This is a genomic window from Bartonella sp. SL317 (assembly GCF_059687655.1).
In genome coordinates, this window is record NZ_CM185144.1 from 2,177,814 (window position 1) to 2,203,878 (window position 26,065).

At 39.7% G+C, this 26,065-nt stretch carries 23 protein-coding genes and 1 pseudogene; all 24 read left to right on the forward strand.

From position 1 onward, the window contains the following. Positions 1 to 199: 199 nt before the first annotated feature. The 24 genes and pseudogenes from AC6ER9_RS09070 to AC6ER9_RS09185 all read left to right on the forward strand — a co-directional run bounded on the left by AC6ER9_RS09070 (position 200) and on the right by AC6ER9_RS09185 (position 26,022). Positions 200 to 526 carry a TrbC/VirB2 family protein gene (locus AC6ER9_RS09070; protein WP_497074381.1) on the forward strand — a complete coding sequence of 109 codons (327 nt, stop codon included), beginning with the start codon at positions 200 to 202 and terminating at the stop codon, positions 524 to 526. 1 nt (position 527) lies between these two features. Next, the gene (locus tag AC6ER9_RS09075) at positions 528 to 836 is read left to right on the forward strand and encodes a VirB3 family type IV secretion system protein (RefSeq protein ID WP_497074382.1); all 309 of its coding nucleotides are present in this window, start codon (positions 528 to 530) and stop codon (positions 834 to 836) included. A gap of 22 nt (positions 837 to 858) precedes the next feature. Then, positions 859 to 3,213 (forward strand): VirB4 family type IV secretion/conjugal transfer ATPase, encoded by a 2,355-nt coding sequence (locus AC6ER9_RS09080; RefSeq protein WP_497075351.1) that lies wholly within the window; start codon positions 859 to 861, stop codon positions 3,211 to 3,213. Further along, positions 3,210 to 3,737, forward strand: a complete 528-nt coding sequence (locus AC6ER9_RS09085; RefSeq protein WP_497074383.1) for a type IV secretion system protein VirB5 — start codon at positions 3,210 to 3,212, stop codon at positions 3,735 to 3,737. Before AC6ER9_RS09080 ends, AC6ER9_RS09085 begins: the two co-directional genes overlap by 4 nt. Continuing rightward, on the forward strand, positions 3,724 to 4,707 hold the full coding sequence (locus tag AC6ER9_RS09090; protein ID WP_497074384.1) for a TrbL/VirB6 family protein: 984 nt from the start codon (positions 3,724 to 3,726) through the stop codon (positions 4,705 to 4,707). Before AC6ER9_RS09085 ends, AC6ER9_RS09090 begins: the two co-directional genes overlap by 14 nt. A 211-nt stretch (positions 4,708 to 4,918) precedes the next feature. After that, positions 4,919 to 5,230: a type IV secretion system protein VirB7 gene (locus tag AC6ER9_RS09095; protein WP_497074385.1), complete on the forward strand. Its 312-nt coding sequence runs from the start codon at positions 4,919 to 4,921 to the stop codon at positions 5,228 to 5,230. After that, entirely contained in the window at positions 5,184 to 5,888 is a 705-nt protein-coding gene (locus AC6ER9_RS09100; RefSeq protein WP_497074386.1) for a VirB8 family type IV secretion system protein, read from the forward strand. Before AC6ER9_RS09095 ends, AC6ER9_RS09100 begins: the two co-directional genes overlap by 47 nt. Continuing rightward, positions 5,885 to 6,751 carry a P-type conjugative transfer protein VirB9 gene (virB9, locus tag AC6ER9_RS09105; RefSeq protein ID WP_497074387.1) on the forward strand — a complete coding sequence of 289 codons (867 nt, stop codon included), beginning with the start codon at positions 5,885 to 5,887 and terminating at the stop codon, positions 6,749 to 6,751. The genes AC6ER9_RS09100 and virB9 overlap by 4 nt, the downstream gene beginning before the upstream one ends. Beyond that, positions 6,744 to 7,921: pseudogene (gene virB10, locus AC6ER9_RS09110) on the forward strand (type IV secretion system protein VirB10). The gene virB9 and the pseudogene virB10 overlap by 8 nt, the downstream one beginning before the upstream one ends. After that, the gene (virB11, locus tag AC6ER9_RS09115) at positions 7,918 to 8,988 is read left to right on the forward strand and encodes a P-type DNA transfer ATPase VirB11 (RefSeq protein ID WP_497074388.1); all 1,071 of its coding nucleotides are present in this window, start codon (positions 7,918 to 7,920) and stop codon (positions 8,986 to 8,988) included. Before virB10 ends, virB11 begins: the two are co-directional and overlap by 4 nt. Before the next feature lie 61 nt (positions 8,989 to 9,049). Then, on the forward strand, positions 9,050 to 9,262 hold the full coding sequence (locus tag AC6ER9_RS09120; RefSeq protein ID WP_497074389.1) for an antitoxin VbhA family protein: 213 nt from the start codon (positions 9,050 to 9,052) through the stop codon (positions 9,260 to 9,262). An 11-nt stretch (positions 9,263 to 9,273) separates the two neighbouring features. Continuing rightward, complete coding sequence (locus AC6ER9_RS09125) at positions 9,274 to 10,914, forward strand: BID domain-containing T4SS effector (protein ID WP_497074390.1); 1,641 nt, start codon at positions 9,274 to 9,276, stop codon at positions 10,912 to 10,914. A gap of 277 nt (positions 10,915 to 11,191) precedes the next feature. Further along, positions 11,192 to 12,826: a BID domain-containing T4SS effector gene (locus AC6ER9_RS09130; protein ID WP_497074391.1), complete on the forward strand. Its 1,635-nt coding sequence runs from the start codon at positions 11,192 to 11,194 to the stop codon at positions 12,824 to 12,826. Between the two features lie 149 nt (positions 12,827 to 12,975). Next, a complete protein-coding gene (traG, locus tag AC6ER9_RS09135; RefSeq protein ID WP_497074392.1) occupies positions 12,976 to 14,892 on the forward strand; it encodes a Ti-type conjugative transfer system protein TraG in 1,917 nt (638 codons plus the stop codon). A 1,444-nt stretch (positions 14,893 to 16,336) separates the two neighbouring features. After that, positions 16,337 to 16,489, forward strand: a complete 153-nt coding sequence (locus AC6ER9_RS09140) for an antitoxin VbhA family protein (RefSeq protein ID WP_497074393.1) — start codon at positions 16,337 to 16,339, stop codon at positions 16,487 to 16,489. A 60-nt stretch (positions 16,490 to 16,549) separates the two neighbouring features. Continuing rightward, positions 16,550 to 18,148, forward strand: a complete 1,599-nt coding sequence (locus AC6ER9_RS09145) for a BID domain-containing T4SS effector (protein WP_497074394.1) — start codon at positions 16,550 to 16,552, stop codon at positions 18,146 to 18,148. A 315-nt stretch (positions 18,149 to 18,463) separates the two neighbouring features. Continuing rightward, on the forward strand, positions 18,464 to 19,003 hold the full coding sequence (locus AC6ER9_RS09150; RefSeq protein WP_497074395.1) for a hypothetical protein: 540 nt from the start codon (positions 18,464 to 18,466) through the stop codon (positions 19,001 to 19,003). Then, complete coding sequence (locus AC6ER9_RS09155; RefSeq protein ID WP_497074396.1) at positions 18,889 to 19,725, forward strand: hypothetical protein; 837 nt, start codon at positions 18,889 to 18,891, stop codon at positions 19,723 to 19,725. The genes AC6ER9_RS09150 and AC6ER9_RS09155 overlap by 115 nt, the downstream gene beginning before the upstream one ends. A gap of 80 nt (positions 19,726 to 19,805) precedes the next feature. Then, on the forward strand, positions 19,806 to 20,258 hold the full coding sequence (locus tag AC6ER9_RS09160; RefSeq protein WP_497074397.1) for a hypothetical protein: 453 nt from the start codon (positions 19,806 to 19,808) through the stop codon (positions 20,256 to 20,258). Then, entirely contained in the window at positions 20,144 to 20,791 is a 648-nt protein-coding gene (locus AC6ER9_RS09165; protein ID WP_497074398.1) for a hypothetical protein, read from the forward strand. The genes AC6ER9_RS09160 and AC6ER9_RS09165 overlap by 115 nt, the downstream gene beginning before the upstream one ends. Further along, entirely contained in the window at positions 20,677 to 21,375 is a 699-nt protein-coding gene (locus AC6ER9_RS09170; protein ID WP_497074399.1) for a BID domain-containing T4SS effector, read from the forward strand. Before AC6ER9_RS09165 ends, AC6ER9_RS09170 begins: the two co-directional genes overlap by 115 nt. 341 nt (positions 21,376 to 21,716) lie before the next feature. Beyond that, positions 21,717 to 22,568, forward strand: a complete 852-nt coding sequence (locus AC6ER9_RS09175; RefSeq protein WP_497074400.1) for a BID domain-containing T4SS effector — start codon at positions 21,717 to 21,719, stop codon at positions 22,566 to 22,568. Between the two features lie 344 nt (positions 22,569 to 22,912). Next, the gene (locus AC6ER9_RS09180; RefSeq protein WP_497074401.1) at positions 22,913 to 24,373 is read left to right on the forward strand and encodes a BID domain-containing T4SS effector; all 1,461 of its coding nucleotides are present in this window, start codon (positions 22,913 to 22,915) and stop codon (positions 24,371 to 24,373) included. 359 nt (positions 24,374 to 24,732) lie between these two features. Beyond that, the gene (locus AC6ER9_RS09185; protein WP_497074402.1) at positions 24,733 to 26,022 is read left to right on the forward strand and encodes a BID domain-containing T4SS effector; all 1,290 of its coding nucleotides are present in this window, start codon (positions 24,733 to 24,735) and stop codon (positions 26,020 to 26,022) included. The last annotated feature ends 43 nt before the right edge of the window (positions 26,023 to 26,065 follow it).

The following is a 26,065-nucleotide window of genomic DNA, read 5'->3' on the forward strand; positions in this document are numbered from 1 at the left end:
TATATAACACAATCTTAACCTGAAAAGACTTCCGTCTCTTTAACAAAGAAGCATTTGAGAGTGAAGAGATTCACGATCAAGGCTTTAAAAGCAAAAAAACGAGGAGTTTAGACTGTCAAACAATAGCAGAGCTCTCCAAGCGTTAGAGGCAATGGAATGTCGAGATATGAACAAATATTGTTTGTTAAAGAGAGGTAAAATGACAGATAATAGATTTCAGAACATCATTTTTATCGTGACCATGCTGCTTTTTGCAGCAGTGTTTGTGTCTGATCTTTCTTATGCAGCTCCTACTTCTGGTGCGGATGGTTTTGGAAAACTCGATGATGTTTTAAAAAATATTGTAGATATGATGACGGGTTCAACAGCAAGGTTTATTGCCGTTATATGTGTTGCTGCGGTGGGTATTGGCTGGATGTACGGCTTTATTGATTTACGCAAAGCGGCTTACTGTATTATTGGTATTGGTATTGTTTTTGGGGCTCCTACTCTCGTCAGTAAATTAGCGGGCACGACGGCGACATAAAATGAATGAAGATACCCTTTTCCTTGCCTGTACACGGCCGGCCATGTTTGCCGGTGTGACCATGGAAGCGATGGCACTCAATGTCATGGCGACATCCATTCTCTTCATTTTGACCAGTGATTTTACCATGATGGGTCTTGGGATTGGGATGCACTTTATTTTGCGTGAAGTGACCAAATATGATCACAACCAATTTCGGGTATTATTTGCGTGGCTCAATACAAGAGGAAAACAAAAAAATCTCAGCCGATGGGGAGGCGGTTCTACCTCCCCCTTGCGCCTTGTCCGCACTTATAAGGAACTAAACTGAAGGAATGAAGCCGGTGAAACAGATGACAATGATGAAACGGGAAACTTTGCCTGAAGAATATATTCCCTACATTCGCCACGTCAATAAACATGTCATTGCTTTAAATTCGCGCTGTTTAATGGTTGTGCTGGCTGTTGAAGGTGTCAATTTTGATACGGCAGATATTGATCAACTCAATTCTTTACACAACCAATTAAATACTCTTTTGAAAAATATTGCCGATGAACGGGTGGCTTTATATTCTCACATCATTCGTCGCCGTGAAACGATTTACCCAGAAGGCCATTTTCTTTCATCTTTTGCAACAACATTAGATGAAAAATACAAGAAGAAAATGGTTTCGCAAGAACTGTATCGAAATGATCTATTTATTTCACTGCTTTGGAATCCGGCGGTGGATAAAACAGAACAACTCGCTTCATTTTTTCAGCGCTTAAGCAAAGCAAAAAAAACACAATCTGAACCTGATGAAGATGCTATTCGGAAACTCGAGGAGTTAAGCCAAGATCTCATGCAAGGTTTAGAAGAATATGAGGTCCGCCTTCTATCAATTTATGAACATGAAGGAATTTTATTTTCAGAGCAAAGTGAATTTCTCCATCAGCTGGTGGGTGGAAGACATGAACGTGTTCCTCTTACATTTGGCACCATTGCCTCAACGATTTACTCAGATCGTGTTATTTTTGGGAAAGAAATTATCGAAATTCGCCATGAAAGCAATGAACGCTTTGTCGGCATGTTTGGCTGGAAAGAATACCCTTCTAGAACCCGCCCAGGAATGACCGATGGTTTGCTTACCGTACCCTTTGAGTTCATCTTAACACAATCCTTTGTTTTTAAAAGTAAAGCGGCCGCCAGTGCCATTATGAGCCGCAAGCAAAATCAAATGATTAATGCAGCCGACCGTGCGAGCTCACAAATTGATGCGCTGGATGAAGCCCTAGATGATTTAGAGTCAAACCGTTTTGTTTTGGGCGAACACCACATCTCTTTAGCGGTTTTTGCAGATCATCCTAAAATGTTAACTGAAAACCTATCAAAAGCCCGTTCCCATTTAACCAATGGGGGCGCTGTCATTTCCAGAGAAGATTTAGGACTAGAAGCCGCATGGTGGGCACAACTGCCTGGAAACTTTAGCTATCGTGCGCGTTCAGGCGCCATTACCAGCAGAAACTTTGCGGCTTTATCACCTTTCCATTCTTTCCCCGTTGGCAAACTGAACGATAATGTTTGGGGAGCTGCTGTCGCATTGCTAAAAACACAAGCGGGATCACCTTACTATTTTAATTTTCATTATGGTGACCTTGGAAATACCTTTGTTTGTGGTCCATCAGGATCTGGTAAAACAGTGATTGTTAATTTTCTGCTTGCACAATTACAAAAACACAATCCCACCATGGTTTTTTTTGACAAAGATCAAGGAGCGGAAATTTTTGTACGGGCTGGGGGTGGAAAATATAAACCTTTAAAAAATGGACAACCCACCGGTATTGCCCCCTTAAAGGGCATGGAATACAACGAAAAGAATAAAATCTTTCTTCGTCATTGGATCTTAAAGCTGGTGACCAGCGAAGGGCAAATTGTGACCGAAGAAGAACGACAAGATATCGCCAAAGCCATCGATTCCTTAGAAAACTTACCCCGAACACAACGTTCTCTTGGTGCTCTTCAACTGTTTTTTGACAACACATCCAAAGAAGGGATTGCCATACGGCTACAACGTTGGATTAGAGGCAATGATTTAGGATGGGTTTTTGATAATGATCAAGATGATCTCAATTTAAATGCACAATTCATTGGCTATGACATGACCGATTTCTTAGACAATGAAGAAATTCGGCGCCCTTTGATGATGTATCTTTTTCACCGCATTCTTGACCTGATTGATGGACGACGCATCATTATTGTTATTGATGAATTCTGGAAAGCTTTGGAAGATGATTCCTTCAAAGCCTTTGCGCAAGATCGGCTCAAAACAATCCGTAAACAAAACGGCATGATGCTCTTTGCAACACAAAGCCCTAAAGATGCTTTGAACTCCACAATTGCCCACACAATTATTGAGCAATGCCCCACTCAAATATTTTTTCCCAATCAAAAAGCAAATTACAATGATTATGTCGAAGCTTTCAAACTCACTGAGCGTGAATTTGAATTGATACAATCAGAATTAAGCAGAGAATCCCGTCGTTTTCTCGTCAAACAAGGACAAAATTCTGTCGTTGCAGAACTTAACTTACGTGGAATGAACGATGAGATCGCCGTTTTAAGCGGCACAACCAAAAATATTGAACTCATGAATGAAATTATAAACGAACATGGCGCAGATCCTGAAAAATGGTTGCCCATATTTTATCAAAGGAGAAAAAATCAATGAAAAAATATGGCTTAGTAACACTGTTATCTTTTTCTTTTATTTCTCATGCGGCATCACAAATGTCCGATAATGTCGATGAATATTATCAACAAGCACTCGAGAACACACAAAAACTCGATGCTGCAAAATCAGAAACCGCTGCAGACATTTATAAAACAGTCAGTACAACTGCAACAGAAATTAAAAAAATAGGTACTGAACTTGAAGAACTAAAATTAAAAATAGATACAACAACAACCCAAACAGAAACTGGAGAAAAAACCAACCTTGAAGAATTGCAGAAACTTCAAGCCCGTCAACAGGATCTTCAGGTAAAAGCTTCTCTTCTTCAAGCCAATCTTCAAGCAAATTCTTTAAAGCTTCAAGCTCTTAATATGATTCAAGCCAAAGATAGAAAAACAAAAGAGGAGCTCCGTGAAGAAAGTGAGCAACAAAACCGTAAAATACTTCAAACACAGTTAAAAGAAGAAGAAGAAAAACTCAAAGAAAAACTTGGAAGTACTGGTACAAATGTCGGATTATAGTTTTTCTCCATTTGAAAGCATTTCAGGATATATTTTACAGCCTCTCGACGATGTGATGAACACAACAGTGAGTGGGTTATCTTCTGCTATTTCAGCGCCTTTAAATCTTGCCGCAATTATTTTTATTTTTCTGTATGGCTATAATGTTATGACAGGTCGTGTTGCCCTTTCTATGCATAGTCTTCTCAATAATGTTGTAAAAATCGTTGTTGTAACAACAATGGCAACGAATGCAGATACTTTTAATACGTATGTCAAAAATATTTTCTTTAATGACTTGTCCAACGCTATTGGGAATGCGTTGAACAGCAATCCTGCAAATTCGAATGTTTTTGATTATATTTTGTTAAAGGCAAGTGATCGCTATCAAGAAGTTTTATACCATGCTTGGTTTTTTGAAAAGATTGTTGTGGGACTTCTTGGTTCTATCATGCTTCTTGCTGTTATTCTCTTTTGTATCGGTGGTTTTATTGTGCAAATGTTTGCACAAGTTGCACTGGTGATGATTATAGGTCTTGGGCCTCTCTTCATTAGTTTGTATTTGTTCAATGCAACGCGAAAATACACCGATGCATGGATTACAACTTTGATCAATTTTACCATTCTGCAAGTTCTCGTGATCATGCTTGGAACCATTATATGTCAAGTTATCCTGCAGGTTCTTAACGTTTCATCTACTTCAATCTACATTCTTTTTCCCCCTGTCCTCGTCATTTCGATCATAGGGGTTATTATCTTCCGCGCTCTTCCTGGTATTGCCTCAGCATTATCGTCTGGTGGACCATATTTTAACGCTGGTATCTCTTCAGGAGGACAGGTTTTCACAATGCTTTCCAATAGTGCAAAAAGTGGTGGAATGATCGCTAAAAATGCAGCGTCAAAATTCTCTGGTGCGGCAGGTGCTGCTAAAAGTGCGGCCGGTGCTGCAGCAAAAGCAGCAAGATCTGGAGGTGGTCGTGGTCGATTTTAATGTCCAACACCTCTTTAAAAGAATAAGCCTTTTTGTTTTTTCCTTGCGTGCGCTAAAAGGCGCACGCACCATGATCCTATTCCATGAAAGACTTAACATCTTGGGTCTTACAGCAAAACCAATCACAATCTTGCATCCCATAAACTTGTAAACCTATTCAAAATCAAAGGCTCTCATGCATTATATTCCAAGATATCTGTGAGTTCAAAAAATGAAACGAAAAATAACTTTTGTTATGATCCTAACAATCGCATTAGCCGGTTGTGCCTCTTTAAGTGGGCCTAAAAAACCACCACGCTGTAATGGTAAACATACGCGTGCTCTCAATAAAGATAAGTGGAATTGGGACCATAAAAACATTGTCCATCAAGAAAAAGTCATCAAGCCTGTTAGCACGCCTATCATTCTCAATACTTTAGAAAACGAAAGAGCAACAGCCGACTTAGCAATTCATCCAGCTTTATTAAAGCCGACCATTGAAGCACGATCTGATAAAACTGTGGAGGTTATGCGTGAAAAGTGATGCCCTTGAAAAATATATAAAAGAAGCGCGCTCATTTGACATTGATCGCATGCATGGCATGCGCGTGCGAATGAAAATTTCTATGGCATTGACGGTGCTTTTTGGATTGATGACGATTGCGCTGGCTTTGGCTGTCGCAGCTTTAACACCTTTGAAAACAGTAGAGCCCTTTGTTATCCGCGTTGATAATTCAACAGGTATCATTGATACTGTAAGTGCTCTAAAAGAATCCTCTAAGGACTATGATGAAGCAATAACCCGTTATTTTGCCAGCCAATATGTTCGTGCTCGTGAAAGTTTTCAGTCATCAGAAGCAAAAAACAATTTTCGCTTGGTTTCTCTTTTATCTTCTCCAAAAGAGCAAAACCGTTTTGCACAATGGTATGCGGGCAACAATCCAGAAAGTCCACAAAATATTTATCGTAACACGGTTGTTACAGTTACAATCAAATCGATCTCTTTTATAAGCAAGGATCTTATTCAAGTTCGTTACTATAAAACGGTCAGAGACTCTAATGAAAAAGAAAATATTTCCCATTGGGTTTCAATTTTAAATTTTTCCTACATTAACGCACACATTTCAACGACTGACCGTCTTATCAATCCACTTGGCTTTCAAGTATCGGAATATAGATCTGATCCAGAGGTGATAAAATGATCAGACTTTTACAAACACTCTTTTTGATTTTTATGATCACTCAAGGCTTTCACACAGTCTCTTCATTTTCGGAAACAGCGCCTGTTAGCGCACGTAAAGATAACCGCATCAGATTTGTCAATTATGACCCCTACAATGTCGTACAAATCATTGGCTCCATCCGCTCTTCGGTTCAGCTGGAATTTGCCGATGATGAAGAAGTAACCTATGTAGGTATTGGAAATTCCGTTGCTTGGCAAGTTGCACCAGCCGGTCACTTTGTTTTTCTCAAGCCGCGTGAAGTCCAACCTGTCACCAATTTACAAATCGTCACAAGCCGTCAAGATGGAATAAAACGCTCTTATCAATTTGAACTGCAAGTGCGTGAAGGCGATGTTTCAGCCGGCAATGAGACGTATTTCTTGGTAAAGTTTCGTTATCCAGAAGATGAAGCCTTGCGTAAAAAATTAGCCGAAGCAGCAAAAGCCGAACAACATGAAGCAAATTTTGTCAATGATATTTTAAATATCCATGAAGATTTTGGTCCACGCAATTGGGCTTATGAAGCCCAAGGCTCACCGCTCATTGAACCTGTGGCTGTCTATGATAACGGGAAAACAACAACCTTTACCTTTCGAGGCAATATTGAAATTCCTGCCATTTACCTTGTATCACCTGATGGGCAAGAGGCTCTCATTCCCAAATCGATTAAAGGCAACAAGGTTATTGTTCATGCAACATCGGCACAATTCACGCTACGGCGTGGAAATGAAGTATTGTGCATCTTTAATAAAAGGTTCAGTCCCGAAGGAATTAACCCTGAAACAGGAACAACATCACCATCTGTACAACGTAAAGTGAACATAGGAAGCAGCCATGAATAACACCGTGGATGAAAAAAACATTAATGATCGCGATACCATCAAAAACGCTCAAGGGAAAAGTCAACAGAGCAATTTAGGCAAAATCATTGCTCTTGTTATCCTTTTCAGTGTCTGTCTTTATTTAGCCTATTCAACACTTATCACAGAAAAAAAACAACCTACAGATAAAAAACAATTGATTGAAACTTCAAAAGAAGGGAAAGTTATTAAACAAATAGAGCTTTTCCGTCCAGCAAAGCCTGCCCCCCTCTCCTTGAACAATCCCAACAAAATAACGCTCTGTTGCCCAAAGTTGAACTACCAACACCGAAAATAAATCAATCAAATCCTGATGATTCTTTACTGGAAGCAGCACAACGTGCCCCTGTATTGGCTTATGCGAATACACAACAAAGTAAAACAGCCTCACAAACAAATAATAGCGCTTTGCCTCACCAACTAGAAAGCAAACCTGATGAAACAACACAACGCTTTAATCATCTTCTCAAACCCACTGTTCTTGAAGGTATTCGAGCTTCAACCCTTGGCAATCGAAACTATATCATCACGATGGGAACGTCTATCCCTTGTATCTTAGAAACAGCTATCAACAGTGATCAACAAGGTTTTGCTAGTTGTATCGTCTCCAGAGATATCTTATCTGACAACGGCCGTGTTGTGCTTCTTGATAAAGGCACTCAAATTGTTGGTGAATATCGCGCCGGATTGAAAAAAGGCCAATCACGTCTTTTTGTGCTATGGAATAGGGCAAAAACCCCCAATGGTATCATTATATCTTTAGCTTCACCGGCAACAGACAATTTAGGGCGTTCTGGTATTGATGGTGATATTGATAATCATTGGTTAGAGAGGATCGGATCTGCCCTTCTTGTATCGCTGATAAAAGATGCAACACGCTATGCCAACAAACGTTTATCAAAAAGCCAAGACAAAGAAGAAACTGAAACCGTCTCTACAGGACAAAATATTGCAAATATTCTTGTCGAAAATTACGCCAATATTCCTCCAACCTTATCTAAAAACCAAGGGGAAATGGTCAATGTTTTTGTTGCCCGCGATTTAGATTTTTCCAGCGTTTACAAATTAAAAGTCATTGAAAATAAAAAACAGATTATCAATCGAGCTGTTTCAAGAAACTTTTACAAAAATTCTGCGATGCCTTTAAAATGAACCAAATTGTACACACCATGAGCGATGAAACCATCGCGATTGTTCTCACAAAACTTCAACCGATCAGTGCTTTTTTGAAAGATGAGAGTCTTTTTGAAATTGTTATCAATCGTCCTTATCAAGTGATGACAGAAGGGATGGGGGGATGGAAGACAATAGAGGTACCGGCTCTATCTTTTAATGAGCTTATGGGGATTGCGAAAGTTGTTGCATCTTATTCCAAGCAAAATATATCAGACAAGAATCCGATATTATCGGCAACCCTCCCAGGCAATGAACGCATTCAAATTGTCATTCCACCAGCTGTTGAAAAAGACACGATTAGTATGACCATTCGTAAACCATCTTCGCAGAGTTTTTCTCTCGAAGAGCTCGCCAATAAAGGTCTCTTTTCGCACTGTGAGCAGGTCTCTTTCACGCCATTGAATGATTATCCTACGCGTTTTAACGAACTAAAAATTATCGAGCATAACTTAGCCAACGCTTATTGTAACAAAGACTTTGTTTCCTTTTTAAATCAGGCTGTAAAATGCCAGAAAAATATTTTGATTGCAGGAAAAACCGGTTCGGGTAAAACAACATTATCAAAAGCATTAATTGCCAAAATTCCTCAAGACGAACGTATTATCACCATTGAAGACACACAAGAATTGGTGATCCCTCACCCGAACCATGTCTCGATGATCTATTCAAAAGATGGACAAGGTTTAGCTTCTGTTGGTCCAAAAGAATTACTTGAATCATCTTTACGAATGCGTCCTGATCGCATTCTTTTACAAGAACTTCGAGATGGTACAGCCTTTTATTATATCCGCAACGTCAATTCAGGCCATCCAGGTTCCATTACAACGGTTCATGCCTCAACAGCTCTTGCTGCCTTTGAGCAAATGACCCTTTTGGTCAAAGAAAGTGACGGGGGATGTGATTTAGAGCGTGATGATATTCGAGGTCTATTAATTTCAATGATTGATATCATCATTCAATGCAAACGAATAGAAGGAAAATTTAAGGTTACAGAAATTTATTATGATCCATTCAAACAACGCAATATCTTTGGAGGGGATTAAAAGAGATCACATCAGTTGAATATTCTTTTAAAGCAACGATTGCGCATAAAAGGAAAAAGGCATGAAAAAAACAACCAAAAACAGAGAAAATTTTTTATCAATGACAGCGGAAGAATTAAAACAACGACGCAAAACCGTCGATGCGGCCATCAGCTCCCATACGATAGAGGGAATAACGCTTCACTCCACAACACTGAAAATTTTAGAAGAATACGCAAGGGGAAATATTTCACTGGAAGAATTTAATATGCTTATGGAAAACGCGGTACTATAAGGAGATGAAAGATGCCCAAAGCAAAATCGAAAACAAAACATATAAACCACCCTTCTCCCCATAATTATCTCTATCCTAGTACCGATATACTCAAAAATAAATATGGAGAAACAGATTTAAATCTTTTTCGGGAAAAATGTTTTCATGATACAGAAAAAGGACTAAAGGTTCTGCGTGAAGAACCTCTACCAGAATGTTTTGATAGCATCTATCTATGCCATATTCATAAACAATTGTTTAGCAACACATTTGAATGGGCAGGGCAAATGCGCACAATTCCCTTTGCATTTGCAGATGGCAGTGTTGCCGCCATGCCATTCATGAAAAGAATGGAATGGGGAAATGATTTTGCAAGCGATGAGCAAATCCTCAAAGACTTACAACAATTAGAGGAAACACTTACTGAAAAAGAAAATTTACAAGGCTTATCGCGCAAAGAATTTATCTATGAAGCCGTACCACTATTTCTTTCTCTAAAACAAATACACCCATTTATAGATGGTAATGAACACACAGCAAACTTCTTTTTTGAAAATCTCGCCAAAGCAGCAGGCCATCGACTTGACTTTTCACTTGCAACAGAAGAACGCATGATGATGGCCTATACCCAAGCAACAAAATATGGCCATACACAACCCATGAAAGATCTTTTTGAAGATATCTCCAATCTAGAAAAAATAGGTCTTTTACAAGAATTCATGAACAACATGAAAGATCTTGGACGCAATGTTAATAATCATATTGTTATGGTTGCAAAAGAAGATGAAACCTACACAGGGATCTATCAAGGCACTAATTTTGAGGGCTTTATGCTCAATGTGCAAGGAGCTTACGTCATCGGCAAAAAAGAAGATCTCTCACCAGAGCAACGAAAAGCATTAAAACTCGGTGATACAATTACCTTTACCGCCCCGAAGACTGAAAACCTTGGAAACACCCTCATCCCTGAAGAAATATTAGAGCCTTTGGCAAAAAATAAAATAGACGAAATGATTGCAGAAAATGCGCGTGTTCACACAGCTCGAGACCAAATTCAACATTTGTCAAAAATTGTTTACGGGAATGCAACAAGATTAGACAAACAGATGCGAGAGATTATTCAAAATCCGCAATTGGGTCAACAGCTTGCAGAGCAGATTAACAAAGCACCAGAATCTATTTCTCATCTTGCAGGTTTCAATTTATGCGGATTACAAAATCAGGCACGTGTAAATGCTAAAAATCATCTTGAATTTCTTTGTACTGCAGTTATGAATTATACGTATACTGTAGAATATATGCGTCATGCAATCACTCAAGAACATGAAATAGAACAAAAACGCCGCGCAAAAGCGGTAGAAAAGCCAAGTAAAAGCTTACAAAATTTCCTTTGCTTATCACCAGAAAAACAAGAGGAAACTTTGCGTCAATCTCCTCAACGATACAAAGAACTCCAAAGTTTTCTACGCAATTTAGAGCATCGTCTTTCAGCAGACGAGTTTAATGCAATCAGACACAATGATTATGAAAAACTGGCTCAAAGTATTGGTGTATCAAAACAGACAGCACGAGAAATTACCAACACGGTTCAAAAAGCCAAAGAAGCACATACACAAGCCCACACACACAAACTCAATTATTCAAAAGAACACGCACTGTCTATGGCGAGCTAAAATATACATTCTTGCACATTTTATTGAAAGGCAGGTTCTTTTACACTCATGCCCACCTTGAACGGAGAAAATAAGACATGAATGCGCTTTTATAAAAACACGGTAATCCATTCATTGAACGCGAGAAAAATTATAAAAATATTCTAAAGAAATTGGGTGCGCTATAAATACCCATCAATTTGAAGAAAACGTGTTTTATCTAAAACGTTTTATACTTTAACACGATACACAAACAGTTCAATATTCTCAGGAATTATTACATTTTAAGGAAATAACGATGCCCAAAGCAAAGTCAAAAACAAAACATATAGACCACCCTTCTCCTCATCATTATCTCTATCCTAAAACTGTTACGTTAAAAAATAAATATGGAACAAAGGACCTTGATACTTTTTTGAAAAAATGTTCGCATGATACAACAAAGGCGATGATTAATCTGCGCGAAGAGCCTTTACCAGAAGCGTTTGATGCCACCTATCTATGCTATATTCATAAAAAATTGTTTAGCAACACATTTGAGTGGGCTGGTTTAACGCGAAATATCCCCTTTACCTTTTCAGATGGCACCACAGCCGTCATGCCCGAAATGAAAAGAACAGGCTGGAAAAATGCTTTTGCAATCGGAGATGAGATCCAAGAAGGTTTACAAAGATTAGATCAAACACTTGACGAAAAAAACAATTTTCAAGGCTTATCGCGCGAAGAATTTAACTCTGAAGCAATAAGCTTATTTAACGATCTCAATCAAATCCATCCGTTCAGAGAAGGAAATGGACGCACACAACGTGCATTTTTTGAAAATCTTGCTCAAGCCGCAGGCCATCAGCTTGATTTCTCGCTTGTCACAAAAGAACGTATGCTTCTTGCCAGTGTTGCAGTCGCAGAAAAGGGTGATCTAGGGCCGATGCAACATCTGTTTGAAGATATTTCCAATTCAGAAAAGATAGCTCTTTTAAAAGAATTTATGGATAATATGAAAAACAGCGGACGTAATGTGAATGATCGTCCTGTTATGGTTGTAAAAGAAGGTGAAACTTACACGGGAGTGTATAGAGGTGCTGGCCTTAACAGCTTTGCCTTCAATGTGAAAGGCGCTTACATCATCGGCGATAAAGAACATCTCACACCAGAACAACTCAAAACATTAAAACCCGGTGATCGATTTACCTTCACCGTTCCTCAAACACAAGAGTTAAAAAACATTCTCATTCCTGAAGAAAAATTAGCCCCTTTGACAAAAAATGAAAAAGCCGAAATGGTTGCAGAGGATGCCCGTGTTCACACAGCACGAGACCAAATTCAAAAGTTATCAAAAATTGTTTATGGTAGCTCAAAAACATTAGACAAACAGATGGTCGCCATTATTAAAAATCCAGCCTTAGGTCAACTGCTTGCTGAGAAGATTGAAAGGGTGCCAAGCTCTGTTTCTCATCTTGCAGGTTTCAGTTTATGTGGACTACAAAATCAAGCCCGTGCAAACGCTAAAAATCACGTTGATATGCTTTGTACTGCCGTTGCAAATTTTACGCATGCCGTAAAACATGCGGAGAGGGATATCATTCAAGAACATGTAACAGAACAAGCACGCCGTGCCAAAACAATAGGAATGCCAAGTCAAAGCTTGCAAGATCTTTTTGTCTTGCCAAAAGAATTACAACAAGAAGCTTTAGCAAAAAATCCTGAACTTAAAAAAGAGCTGACTACCTTTATCAAAAACATCAATCAACGTCTCTCAGCAACTGAACATCAAGCTGTCAAAAATAATGAGTATGATATATTAGCTCAAAGCATTGGTGTATCAGAGCATAAAGCCAAACAAATTACACAAGCCATTAAGCAAGCCAAAGAAGTGCACCAGCAAGCTTACGCACACACAGTCAACCGTTCAAATGCGCTCGCTATGGCCAGCTAAGAATGGATAAAATCTTCCTCTTTTATGAGAAAAGCGCATAAACGAAAATATCTTAGAGTTACTCTGCGCCTTTATAAAAAGAAAGATTGCACACCTGAAAAAAAGAGCATTTCACAGAAAATTCTAAAGAGAATTGAAAGTAAAATACAATGAAATACACTAAGACACAAATGGTCCTTATTTTAATCCCAATTGCTTTAGGTGCTTCAACAATATTTCTCGTCCCTCATTTTTTGTCGCTTATAACAAATGGATTAAAGAGTGATCAAGTTTATTGGATTCTTCGTTCAGAGCCTTTATTAATCTTAACACTAATGGCTGCTGTTTCATTGTTGTATTGTCTCTCGCAAAAACTGTACCTGCGTAAAATAATCACTTTTGTTTCTCTGGTCTTTTTTGGAATCACTGCTCTTTACTATATTGGAGGTGAAATAAAACGTTTAAGTCCCTATGTTGGCCAGCAAGGAATAACGTGGAGCTATGCGCTTCAATTCATGGATCCCATGGTTGTCTTTGGCATCATCATTGGTGTGTTTTTTTTCCTCATTCAATTCATTACAACCTCTCCACCTCAAAATAAGGTCAAGCGAGCCAAAAAGGGGGTTTTTGGTAACGCTTCATGGATGAATTTAAGAGAAGCAGCAAAAATCTTTCCTGCCAATGGACAAATTGTTGTAGGAGAAAGATACCGTGTTGATCAAGATAATGTGTGCAACATTCCCTTTGCACCTAGTAATAAAACAACATGGGGCAAAGGTGGAACAGCCCCTTTGCTAACTTTTAATCTTGATTTTGGTTCAACTCATATGATTTTTTTTGCTGGTTCTGGTGGCTATAAAACCACAAGTACAGTGGTTCCTACGTGTTTAACCTATCCAGGCTCTGTTATTTGTCTTGATCCTTCTACAGAAGTTGCCCCAATAGTCAAATTTGCCCGTCAAAATATGGGAAATAGAGATGTTATTGTTCTCGATCCCAGTTCACTTTTAACAAAAAACTTTAATGTCATCGATTGGCTTTTAGATGACAGCGTACCACGCACACAACGTGAAGCAAATATTGTAAGCTTTTCCAAACTGCTTCTCACAGATAAAAAATCAGATAATTCCTCAGCGGAATATTTCTCGACACAAGCCCATAATCTTTTAACAGCACTTCTTGCTCATGTCATATTTTCTGATGAATATGAAGACAATGAACGCAATTTAAAAACATTGCGCTCAATTCTCTCACAATCAGAAACAGCTATTGTCAATCAATTACGCATGATTCAAGACACAACCCCTTCTCCTTTTATTCGTGAAATGGTTGGTATTTTTACAGAAATGGCAGAACAAACCTTTTCAGGAGTCTATACAACCGCCTCCAAAGATACCCAATGGCTTTCTTTGTCCAATTACGCAGATCTTGTCTGCGGTAATGATTTTTCCTCCTCAGATATTGCCAATGGCAATACAGATGTTTTTCTCAATCTCCCTGCCAGCATTTTAAACAGTTATCCAGCGATTGGACGTGTGATTATTGGTGCTTTTCTCAATGCCATGGTTATAGCAGATGGTAACTATAAAAAGCGTGTTTTATTTGTCTTAGATGAAGTCGATCTTCTAGGTTATATGAATATTTTAGAAGAAGCTCGCGATCGTGGACGTAAATACGGAACATCCTTGATGCTCTTTTATCAATCCACTGGTCAGTTGGTCAATCACTTTGGGGAATCAGGAGCACGTTCATGGTTTGAAAGCTGCTCCTTTGTCAGTTATGCTGCTATTAAAGATCTCCAAACGGCTAAAGACATTTCAGAACGCTGTGGACAAATGACCGTTGAAGTCACCGGCACGAACAAATCAAGAGGCTTATCTTTAGGGAAGAGTTCATACAACATTAATTACCAACAAAGAGCCTTAATTTTACCTCACGAAATTATTCAGGAAATGCGTCAAGATGAGCAAATTATTCTTATGCAAGGACAACCCCCTTTGCGATGTGGTCGTGCTATCTATTTCAGAAGAAAAGATATGTTAGCCATAGCTGCAAAAAACCGCTTTGCTCCACAAAAGAAAAACTAATCCCCATGATGATATATTGACAAAAAATAACAACAAAAAAGCATACATTCCTGTTTAAAAAAACTATGAATAAAAAATCCCTCGCCCTACCTATAAGGAAAAATATGGTTAAAAATCGGTGACTTTTTCTTTTATACTATGCGCATCGTTTTACCAACACCCATGGTCTTTAAAAAGTTTTTATAAAAAACGCCCATATACTCAAACCAATAGCAACAGCAACATCTCCACCTAGAAACAGAACACATTCTTACAAAGTTTTTCATATATAATTTAGACAATATATTGATTTATAATGACAATTCATCTTTTGTATTGAATGATAGATCGAACCGCCTAAAATTCTCTCATTTCAAATCTGTTCCATGTTAAATCAATCAAAACCCTGTCGCTTGTACATCACAAGTGGGGGCCTCATATGGAATAAAATTGTACAAGAAAAGCATCCCTTTTCATGAACCGCCCCAAAACCCAAAGGATTGATCCGCAATATTTTAACATTGGCAAAGTGTGTGATAGTCCCAGCTTCTTTATGAAGCATAAAAATGGGAACGCTCAATAGATTTTATTACACTTCATGGGAGCTTTATCATTACACCATTCATGAGTATCCTCGTCAAATGGATGTATTAAAAGATATCTCTTTAAAACCAACCCGTGATGATACAACCCAATGGTGTTCTGTTTTACGTAAAGGGCATACCTTCATGAAAGAACATAATAAACAAAAGCGTGAAGTAATGCCTATCCCCCGAACACAAAAATATTTCAAAACACGCATCACCAATTTCAAAACAAAAAAAGCCCCTTTAAGACAAGAGCCCCCACACCCAAGAAAACCAACTTCCAAAAAAACATTCAAGATATACATCAAAATAAATAAATCATTCTTATATAAGCTTTCCCCCCTTTACGATATCATTGCGTGTTCTATTTTAACGTCCAAGCGCTGAAAAAACGCCTTTTCCTTTAGCCAAAGAAAGGTTTCTTCCTTTTATGGATCTTAAAGAAGCGCAATACAGTAAGAGCAATAATACAGCAGTAAGAAACATTTTGTTTAAAAAATGCACAAATAAAATATCCACATAAGACCAATAAGAAAAATATAATGGAGAAAATTCTTGATGATTGCTTTTATCCATAGATTTCCAAGCCTGAATGCTGTGTATAAAAATTTCCAATACCAGCCGCTAACCAAGAGCGATGCTACTCTCCATCTTCACGCCCTTCACCAAAGCGCTTTTGCAAACAACTTTACTAAAAGCAAAACGGCGAAAATCTTAAAAAACATTTTTCTTTTTAATCTCCTCGCCTCACCTCAAAGAATGAAGGATTTACTCAGAGCGTATTTATCAAAAATCTATCTTTTTCCCCTCACGGGATTCATACCGTCGTCTACCAGTATTTTACAGCACAACAAAACCATAAACAAAAGGAAACAGGCATGAAAACAATCGCGACAGATCATTTGACATCTTTCATACCAAAAGCCTTTCAAAAGCGTTACAAAACAATTGATACAACCATCCACACCCTTAAGGAACAACCTCTCATAACTCTCAAAGTCTTAAAAGAATACGCGAAGGGGGATTTTTAACATGACCCGCGTTTTAAGACGCGTATCAACCACCACCATACCTTCTTTAGGAGAGACTCTATGCTAGAGCAAAATTATCTATATAAGGGAACCAAAACACTCAAAAATAAATATAACATCAAAGATTCCAAAAAACTGTATGAACGCTGTGTTCAAGATACGGCACAAGAGGCTGTTAAATTTCGTCATGAACCACCACCTCAAAAATTTGATACCACTTATCTAAAATTAATCCACTGGAGCCTCTTCCACAAAACTTTTGAATGGGCAGGCCAAACCCGCGATAAAACCTTTACCTTTGAAGATGGCACCACTGCGCATATGCCGGCAATGCGTCCCAAAGGCTATGGAGTTCCTTTTGCTATCGGTCCGCAGATAAAAAAAGAGCTGAGACAACTTGAAAAAACTCTGAGCAAAAAGAACAATTTACAAGGCTTATCGCGCCAAGAATTTGCTGAACATGCCGCTGAAGTTTTTATGGCGCTTGAGCACGCACACCCTTTCCGCAAAGGCAATGGGCGCGTTAATCGAATGTTTATGGAAAAACTTGGACAAGCAGCAGGGCATCAGATTGACTTTTCGTTCATCACAAAAAAACGCATGACAGTAGCTTGTATTGAAGCCATGCAATATGACAATCCCCAACCAATGAAAGATCTTTTTGAAGATATCACCCATCCGCAAAAATCCGTTATTTTAAAAGAATTTATTTCCCAGATGAGAGCAGCTGGACTGGATGAAATTAACAATCGCATTGTTGTTACAGCAAAAGAAGGCATCTCCTATGACGGCACTTTTAGAGGCTTCTCAGCAGAAGGTTTTGTCATGGAAGTTGATGGCGGATTCGTCGTCGGTCACAAAGATGATTTTCCCCCAGAATACGTCAAAACATTACAAAATGGTGCTCGCATCTGCTTTCAAAAAACCAATGTTCAAAATGTAAAAGAAATACTGATCCCAAAAGAAACATTAGCCCCTCTCACAAATGAAGAGTTATTTGCAAGAATTTCAAACGACGCTTATGTTGAAGCATCCCGAAAAAAAGTCGAGAAATTATCCAAGATTGTTTATGGCAAAACACAAACCTTAAAAACAAAAATGGATATCACCACAGCAGATCCAAGCCTAGGAAATCAATTTGCCAATGAAGTTTTAAAAAATCCTCGATCACTTTCTAAACTTGCAGGAATAAAAATACTTGGTATAAAAAGTTCAAATCGCAGACAGGCAGAACAGGCTATTCCACAACTCAGCCAAGCACTTAAAAATTATGGCACAATAACACAACAAACAAAAGAAGAAATTCTAGAGAAACATCAAAGAGAACAAAATCGTCTAAGCCACGCTGTCAAAAGACCTGGAAGAAATTTACAAAATCTTTTTGCCTTATCAGAAGAACAACAAAGGGAAGCTTTATTGCATTCTTATTCACTCCGACAAGAACTCCATACATTTTCACGCCAACTACAAAGTCGTCTCTCCTCAGACGACCGTAAAGCCATACAAGAAAAAAATTATACAAGACTGGCGTGCCTACTTGGGACATCGGAAAGCAAAGCCAAAGACATTGCACACACTGTAAAGCACACCAGAGACGCACAATGTCAGTCCCGCAGCTTGAAAGTTAGTCGTTCCTCATCTCTCGCTCTTACCGGCTAAAAATGCGAAAATTCTAACCGCCAACAGGACTCTTTGTATCAACCATTTCATCGCGTTTGTCCCCCACGAATTATTTTAGAGTTTTACAAAAATAGTCCTAAAAATAAATCTTGTGATTTATTATAACTTATTGATAAAGTTTCACAAAAAAACTTTATAAAAGCCATAAAACTTCATTACATATAAACTATGAATAGCGTGAAATTTTTGAAAGATATCCAATTTTATATTTTCTTTTATCTTAAAAGATCTCAAAAAAGTTGGGAATGCACCAAAACCAAAGAGGTTTTCTAACATAATTAAAAGGAAACAGTCATGAAAAAAAGTCACCCACAGCAAGAACCCCAAAACCCAGAACCCCTCTACGCACAAGTAAATAAACCGCGCAGAAAAAGAGATGGTGTGCAAGCCCCTCTCCAAGAAGATCCCTCCAATAGATCAAGAACGAGAGAGCAAGGAAATTCTCCTTACAATACACCGGAAACAAATCCCTATGATACGCCGCCCCCTCAACAACCACGAGAAACGGTCTATACCCTCCAACAACCACCAGAAACAGTCTATGCTCCCCAATACCCACGAGGTGCGACCCGTGCAGCAACCATCAGGAGGGGGGCGCTTGAACCTTCTCTGAGAAACCCCACAAATCCCTATGAAGTCGTTAATCTAGCGACAGGTGAAGTAGAGTTTCAAGAAAAAAGAATCCCCTCTATGAACCACTTAACGAAAGCGCTGAGAATGTGCGGCACTCCCAAAGACAAGAGGAACACCTCTATGCAGAAATTGATCCAAGATCACAGAGCGGGCGCGCTCCTCAACAACCAACAGAAACTGTCTATGCAACACTTGAAATAGGCGCTGAGGGCGGGCAAGAACCACAACAACGCGCCAATCCTCTCTATGACTCATCTAGCGGAAGCACTGAGGATGTGCAGCGCCCCCAAAGACAAGAGGAACACCTCTATGCAGAAATTGATCCAAGATCACAGAGCGGGCGCGCGCCTCAACAACCAACAGAAACTGTCTATGCAACACTTGAAATAGGCGCTGAGGGCGGGCAAGAACCACAAAACCCAGACCCCCTCTACGCACGAGTAAATAAACCGCGCAGAAAAAGAGATGGTGTGCAAACCCCTCTCCAAGAAGATCCCTCCAATAGATCAAGAACGAGAGAGCAAGGAAATTCTCCTTACAATACACCGGAAACAAATCCCTATGATACGCCGCCCCCTCAACAACCACGAGAAACGGTCTATACCCTCCAACAACCACCAGAAACAGTCTATGCTCCCCAATACCCACGAGGTGCGACCCGTGCAGCAACCGTCAGGAGGGAGGCGCTTGAACCTTCTCTGAGAAACCCCACAAATCCCTATGAAGTCGTTAATCTAGCGACAGGTGAAGTAGAGTTTCAAGAAAAAAGAATCCCCTCTATGAACCACTTAACGAAAGCACTGAGGATGTGCAGCACCCCCAAAGACAAGAGGAACACCTCTATGCAGAAATTGATCCAAGATCACAGAGCGGGCGCGCGCCTCAACAACCAACAGAAACTGTCTATGCAACACTTGAAATAGGCGCTGAGGGCGGGCAAAAACCACAAAACCCAGAGCCCCTCTACGCACGAGTAAATAAACCGCGCAGAAAAAGAGATGGTGTGCAAACCCCTCTCCAAGAAGATTCCTCCAATAGATCAAGAACGAGAGAGCAAGGAAATTCTCCTTACAATACACCGGAAACAAATCCCTATGATACGCCGCCCCCTCAACAACCACGAGAAACGGTCTATACCCTCCAACAACCACCAGAAACAGTCTATGCTCCCCAATACCCACGAGGTGCGACCCGTGCAGCAACCGTCAGGAGGGGGGCGCTTGAACCTTCTCTGAGAAACCCCACAAATCCCTATGAAGTCGTTAATCTAGCGACAGGTGAAGTAGAGTTTCAAGAAAAAAGAATCCCCTCTATGAACCACTTAACGAAAGCACTGAGGATGTGCAGCACCCCCAAAGACAAGAGGAACACCTCTATGCAGAAATTGATCCAAGATCACAGAGCGGGCGCGCTCCTCAACAACCAACAGAAACTGTCTATGCAACACTTGAAATAGGCGCTGAGGGCGGGCAAGAACCACAAAACCCAGAACCCCTCTACGCACGAGTAAATAAACCGCGCAGAAAAAGAGATGGTGTGCAAACCCCTCTCCAAGAAGATCCCTCCAATAGATCAAGAACGAGAGAGCAAGGAAATTCTCCTTACAATACACCGGAAACAAATCCCTATGATACGCCTCCCCCTCAACAACCACGAGAAACGGTCTATACCCTCCAACAACCACCAGAAACAGTCTATGCTCCCCAATACCCACGAGGTGCGACCCGTGCAGCAACCGTCAGGAGGGGGGCGCTTGAACCTTCTCTGAGAAACCCCACAAATCCCTATGAAGTCGTTAATCTAGCGACAGGTGAAGTAGAGTTTCAAGAAAAAAGAATCCCCTCTATGAACCACTTAACGAAAGCGCTGAGAATGTGCAGCACTCCCAAAAACAAGAGGAACACATCTATGCAGAAATTGATCCAAGATCACAGAGCGGGCGCGCTCCTCAACAACCAACAGAAACTGTTTATGCAACACTTGAAATAGGCGCTGAGGGCGGGCAAGAACCACAACAACGCGCCAATCCTCTCCATGACAACGTTGGCAGAGCACCCCGCCCTCCTAGAATCACAAAAGAGATGGTTACGACAAAGATCTTACAAAATGCAGACTTTCAATCGAGTGTAATAGAAACCCAAAATTGGTGCCAAATTGTTTATGGTAACGTACATGCTATGAATGAACAACTTGCAAAGATTCTTGACGATCCTCAGAGTGCAGATCAAGTCTTATTCGACCTTGCAGCCAACCCTAAAAGCGCTGGAAAACTTGCTGGTAGGAAAATCCTTGGCTTTAAAAGCCCTGATCGAAAAGAAGCTGAAGATGGTTTTCGTCACCTTTGCTCTACCCTTGACAAGCATATATTTCAAACACAAAAGCTCTATGAAGTGTATACACGTGACCTGACAAGAGAAAGCGGTCAAAAACGAGAAAATCCAGAAAGAGACTCTGAACACAGACATCATCACCATCATCATCATCAGGCAAGAAGACGAGACCATGAGAGTCCAGAGCACAGCCCTCAACAACGCAGACATGGAAATAGCAAAGGGATGTCTTTTGCCATGTAAAGGGACATAGTCATAAAAACAAATAAATTTTTGTTTTTCATGTAATTTCTTTTTCAGTAAGTTTTTTGGCGTAAATCGTTTCCTTACGATTGCGCCAAGAATTGTTTTAGAACGTTACAAAAAATAGTCCTAAAAGTGGCTCCTGTTATTTATTATAACTTATTGATAAAATTTCATAAAAAAACTGTATAAAAGACACAAAGGTCCGTTACACTGATCTCGAATAGCGCAGGTCCTTGGAGGTTATTCAGTGCGATATCTTTCTTTGTATAAAAGTTATCGAAACTAAAAGTGGGGAATGCACCAAAGAGGTTTTCTAAAAATATTGAAAGGAAACAGGCATGAAAAAACATCAACCACACCCTTCTGAAAATCCAGACACCCTCTATGCAAAAGTGAATAAACAAAACAGAGAAAACCAGCCCCAACGAATCCCCGACGAGATAATATACGCATCTGTCAGCAACGTTACTCCCTCAAGAGGACGCCATCATCAAAGGAGAGAAGAGCCTGAAACAGACTACACACAAGTTGCTCCCTCAAGGCGCGAAGATAACGTTACATACGCATCTGTCAGCAGCGTTACTCGCTCAAGAGGCGGACAGCATCATCAAAAGCAACAAGAATCTGAAACTGTTTATGCAGAAGTTTCTTCACAACAAAGAGGAAACCCCTCCCTCTCACCTGAGCAAATGAGTGTCATGCTTTTAAAAGATCCACATGTTAAAGCATTTGGAGAAGAGGTTATGCATTGGGGTCAAATGGTTTATGGAAAAGACAATATTTTCCAGCAGCACTTGCAAGATATACTTACAGATCCCAGTAAAGGAAAAGAGCTTTCATATCAACTTGCAGCAAATCCTGAATCTATTCATAAGCTTGCTGGTAGACAACTCCTTGGTGTAAAAAGTCCCGATCGCAAGCAAGCTGAAGAGAGCTTTGGTTCGCTCATTGACGCTATTGATAGTTATACAAAAACTGTCGAAACAACAAGGGAGAGGCTTATACGAACCCCTAGGGCAGAACAAAGACGCCAGCAAGAAAATTCTCAACAAACTGAAAGATCTCATCACCACCATCGTCATCACGAAAGAGGACATGAAAGAGGACACGAACGCCATCATAGTCCAGAGCACAGCCCTCAACAACAACAAAAGCGTGGACATGGCAAAGGAATGGCTTTTGCCATGTAAAAGGGCATAAATGTAAAAATAGATCAATTTTTGTTTTTCATTTAATCTTTTTTGTAGTGAGTTTCTTGGCGTAAATCATTTTATTGTGATTGCGCCAAGAATTGTTTTAGAACGTTACAAAAAACAGTCTTAAAATAGACTTAAAAATGACCCCTATCATTGACTATAACGTATTGATAAAATTTCATAAAAAACACAAAGATCCATTAGATTAGCCGTAAATAGCGCAAAATTTTTGGAGCTCATTCAGTTTGATATTTTGCTTTGTGTAAAGGTTATCAAAGCATAAAAGTAGAGAATGCACCAAAAGGGTTTTCCAAAATAATTTTTAAAAGGAAACACGCATGAAAAAACATCATCCACACCCTTCTGCAAATCCAGAAACTCTTGATAAAAAGGTTCATGAATCACACAAAGATCGTAATCAAGATATCAGCAGAGGACAAACGTCCCAACAACCCGAAATATCCACTCACGAAGAATTTGCTGCAGGTGCAAAAGCAAGTGAATATGATATTCCTTCCTCTCAACGAACAAGAACTGTCCATCCCTTCAGACAACCCAAAATGTCCACTCACAAAGGATTTGGTACAGGTGCAAAAGCAAGTGAATATGATATTCCTTCCTCTCAACGAACAAGAACTGTCCATCCCTTCAGACAACCCAGAATGTTCACTCACAAAGAGTTTGCTGCAGGTGCAAAAGCAAGTGAATATGATATTCCTTCCTCTCAACGAACAAGAACTGTCCATCCCTTTCAACAACCCAGAATGTCCACTCACAAAGAATTTGCTGCAGGTGCAAAAGCAAGTGAATATGATATTCCTTCCTCTCAACGAACAAGAACTGTCCATCCCTTCAGACAACCCAAAATGTCCACTCACAAAGAATTTGCTGCAGGTGCAAAAGCAAGTGAATATGATATTCCTTCCTCTCAACGAACAAGAACTGTCCATCCCTCTCAACAACCAAGAATGTCCACTCACAAAGAATTTGGTGCAGGTGCAAAAGCAAGTTGGTATGATATTCCTTCCTCTCAACGAAGAGGAACAGCCCCTGCGATAGTTGATAGGAGTGTGCGTGAACCCTCTACGCGAAAACTTGTAAGTCCCTATGCAGTATTTAATCTGGAAACTGGTCAGAAAGAATTTCAACAACAAGAAAATCCCTTCTACGGCAAATCCGCTAAGGGGGCACAGGGCAGGCGCTCTCCTCAAGAACCAGAAGAACACATTTATAAAGAAATGGATCTGAATGCACAGAGTGCACAAGGAGTTAGCACTGACAGAACAACACTGCCTCCCAGAACCCCAAAAGACAGAATTACAACAAAGCTTTTACAAAATGCTGAATTCCAATATAGCGTAAAAGAAATCCAAGAGTGGTGCAAAATTGTTTATGGTAACGCGCATGCTTTAAATCAACAGCTTGCGCAAATTCTCGACGACCCTCATCAAAGAGAAACCTTATGGCGCCTTGCTGCTTCTCCTGAAAGCTTTGGTAAATTTTCGGGGAGCGAAATATTTGGTATAAAAAGCCAAGATCGTAAAAAAGCTGAAGAGGGCCTTATTGACCTCTGTGTAGCTTTTGAAAAACATGTAAAGGTGACAAAACGGCTCCATAAAGATTTTACCCATGAGGAGACAAAAGAAAAAGCTGAACAACACAAAAATCCAGAAAGAAACTTCGAACATAGGCATCACCACCATCATCGCCACGAAAGAGGAAGAGCAGACAATAATCCAGAGCACAGCCAGCAACAACAAAAACATGGACAGAGCAAAGGGATGGCTTTTACTATGTAAAAGGGTGTAAATATAAAAATAAATCAATTTTTGTGTTTCATTTAATTTTTTTTGCAGTGAATTTCTTGGCGTAAATCATTTTATCGTGATTGCGCCAAGAATTGTTTTAGAATGTTACAAAAAATAGTCCTAAAATAGACTTTAAAATGCCTCCTATCATTAATGATAACTTATTGATAAATCTTCACAAAAAAACTGTATAAAAGACACAAAGGCCCTTTAGACTAGCCATAAATAGCGCGAAATCTTTGGATGCCATTCAATCTTGATATCTTGCTTGTCTCTTAAAGTTATCAAATCATAAAAATGGAGAATACACCAAAGAGGTTTTCTAAAATAATTTTTGAAAGGAAACGTGCATGAAAAAACATAATCCTCCTCTGTCACCCTCTTCTCACATACGACAACTGATGGATCTCTATGAGCAAGCTGCCGCAGAAGTTTCATCCCCAGAAGCTGGCCATACAAGAGTTACATCACAAAGCAGAAAATTATCTACGATTGTAGAGGAAGATGAGCAAGAACCCTCCCAGTCAAAAAAAGAAGTTATGGCTGAAAAATCTGTATATACATCCGTTACGACTCCACCAAGAGCCTCTACAACAGGAGATCAATCGACACAAAGGCAGCAACAATCTGAAACGACCTATGCAACAGTTGCATCACAAAAAACAACGAGAACTCTCCGCGAGGAAGAAATCACTCTATTACTTCCGCACCATTCATTAGTTCGAATATATGGAGAAGAAATCCGACGTTTATCCGCAAGTGCCTATGGGAATCCGAATATTTTGCAAGAAAAAATGCAAGAAATTCAAAAAAATCCCGCAGTAGGAGAAGAGCTCTCATGGCGTATGATAGGCCATCCTGAAAGCATCGCTAAACTTTCCGGTATCAATGTATGTGGCTTCAAAAATCAAACACGCAGAAAAGCAGAAGAGAGTTTTTCCGCCCTAAGTATCACCATAGATGGTTATACAGAAGCCGTAAAATATGCAAGAGAGAGCCTATTACAATCTCCAGAGCAAGAAATCAGAAAATATGAATGTTTCATTGGGAAGGATGCTGTCGCTGAACTTTTACAAAAACCCGATCATCTGGAAAAAGAAAGACTTTCAGAGGCAGAAATTTCCACCAAAATTCACCAACATTCAAAGGTCAAAAGACACCATGCCCAAGTTAAATATTGGTGCACGGTTGTTTTTGGCAATGAAAATATTTTGCAATCACAAGTAGAAGTGCTTTTCCAGACCCCTGAAACAATAGAACAGCTCGCACAGCAACTTGCCGAAAATCCTCAGTCTTTTAATAAATACGCTGGTTGCAACTTTTGTGGTTTTAAAAATCAAGCACGCAGACATGCCGAAGCTGGACTTTCTCACCTCATTAATGCCGCTGACAATTATGCAACGGCTGTAACACAAGTAAGAGAGTACATTTTACAAACCGAGCAGGTAAAACAAGAACGCCATGAATCATCTGAGAGAGTGCAAAACTTTCAGCAACAAGAAAGCCTCTCACAGTTTGCTCAACGCCCTGGACCTTCAACAGTAACGCATGAAGGCGCAACGCCCTCTGGCCAACAAAGAGAAACAGATTTTCATTCTCGCAAAGCTGCCGCCCCAAAAGCGATGGCTTTTGCCAGCTAAACAGATCGTCAGTTTTTACGTTGCATCTAAAGTCTTGGCGCAA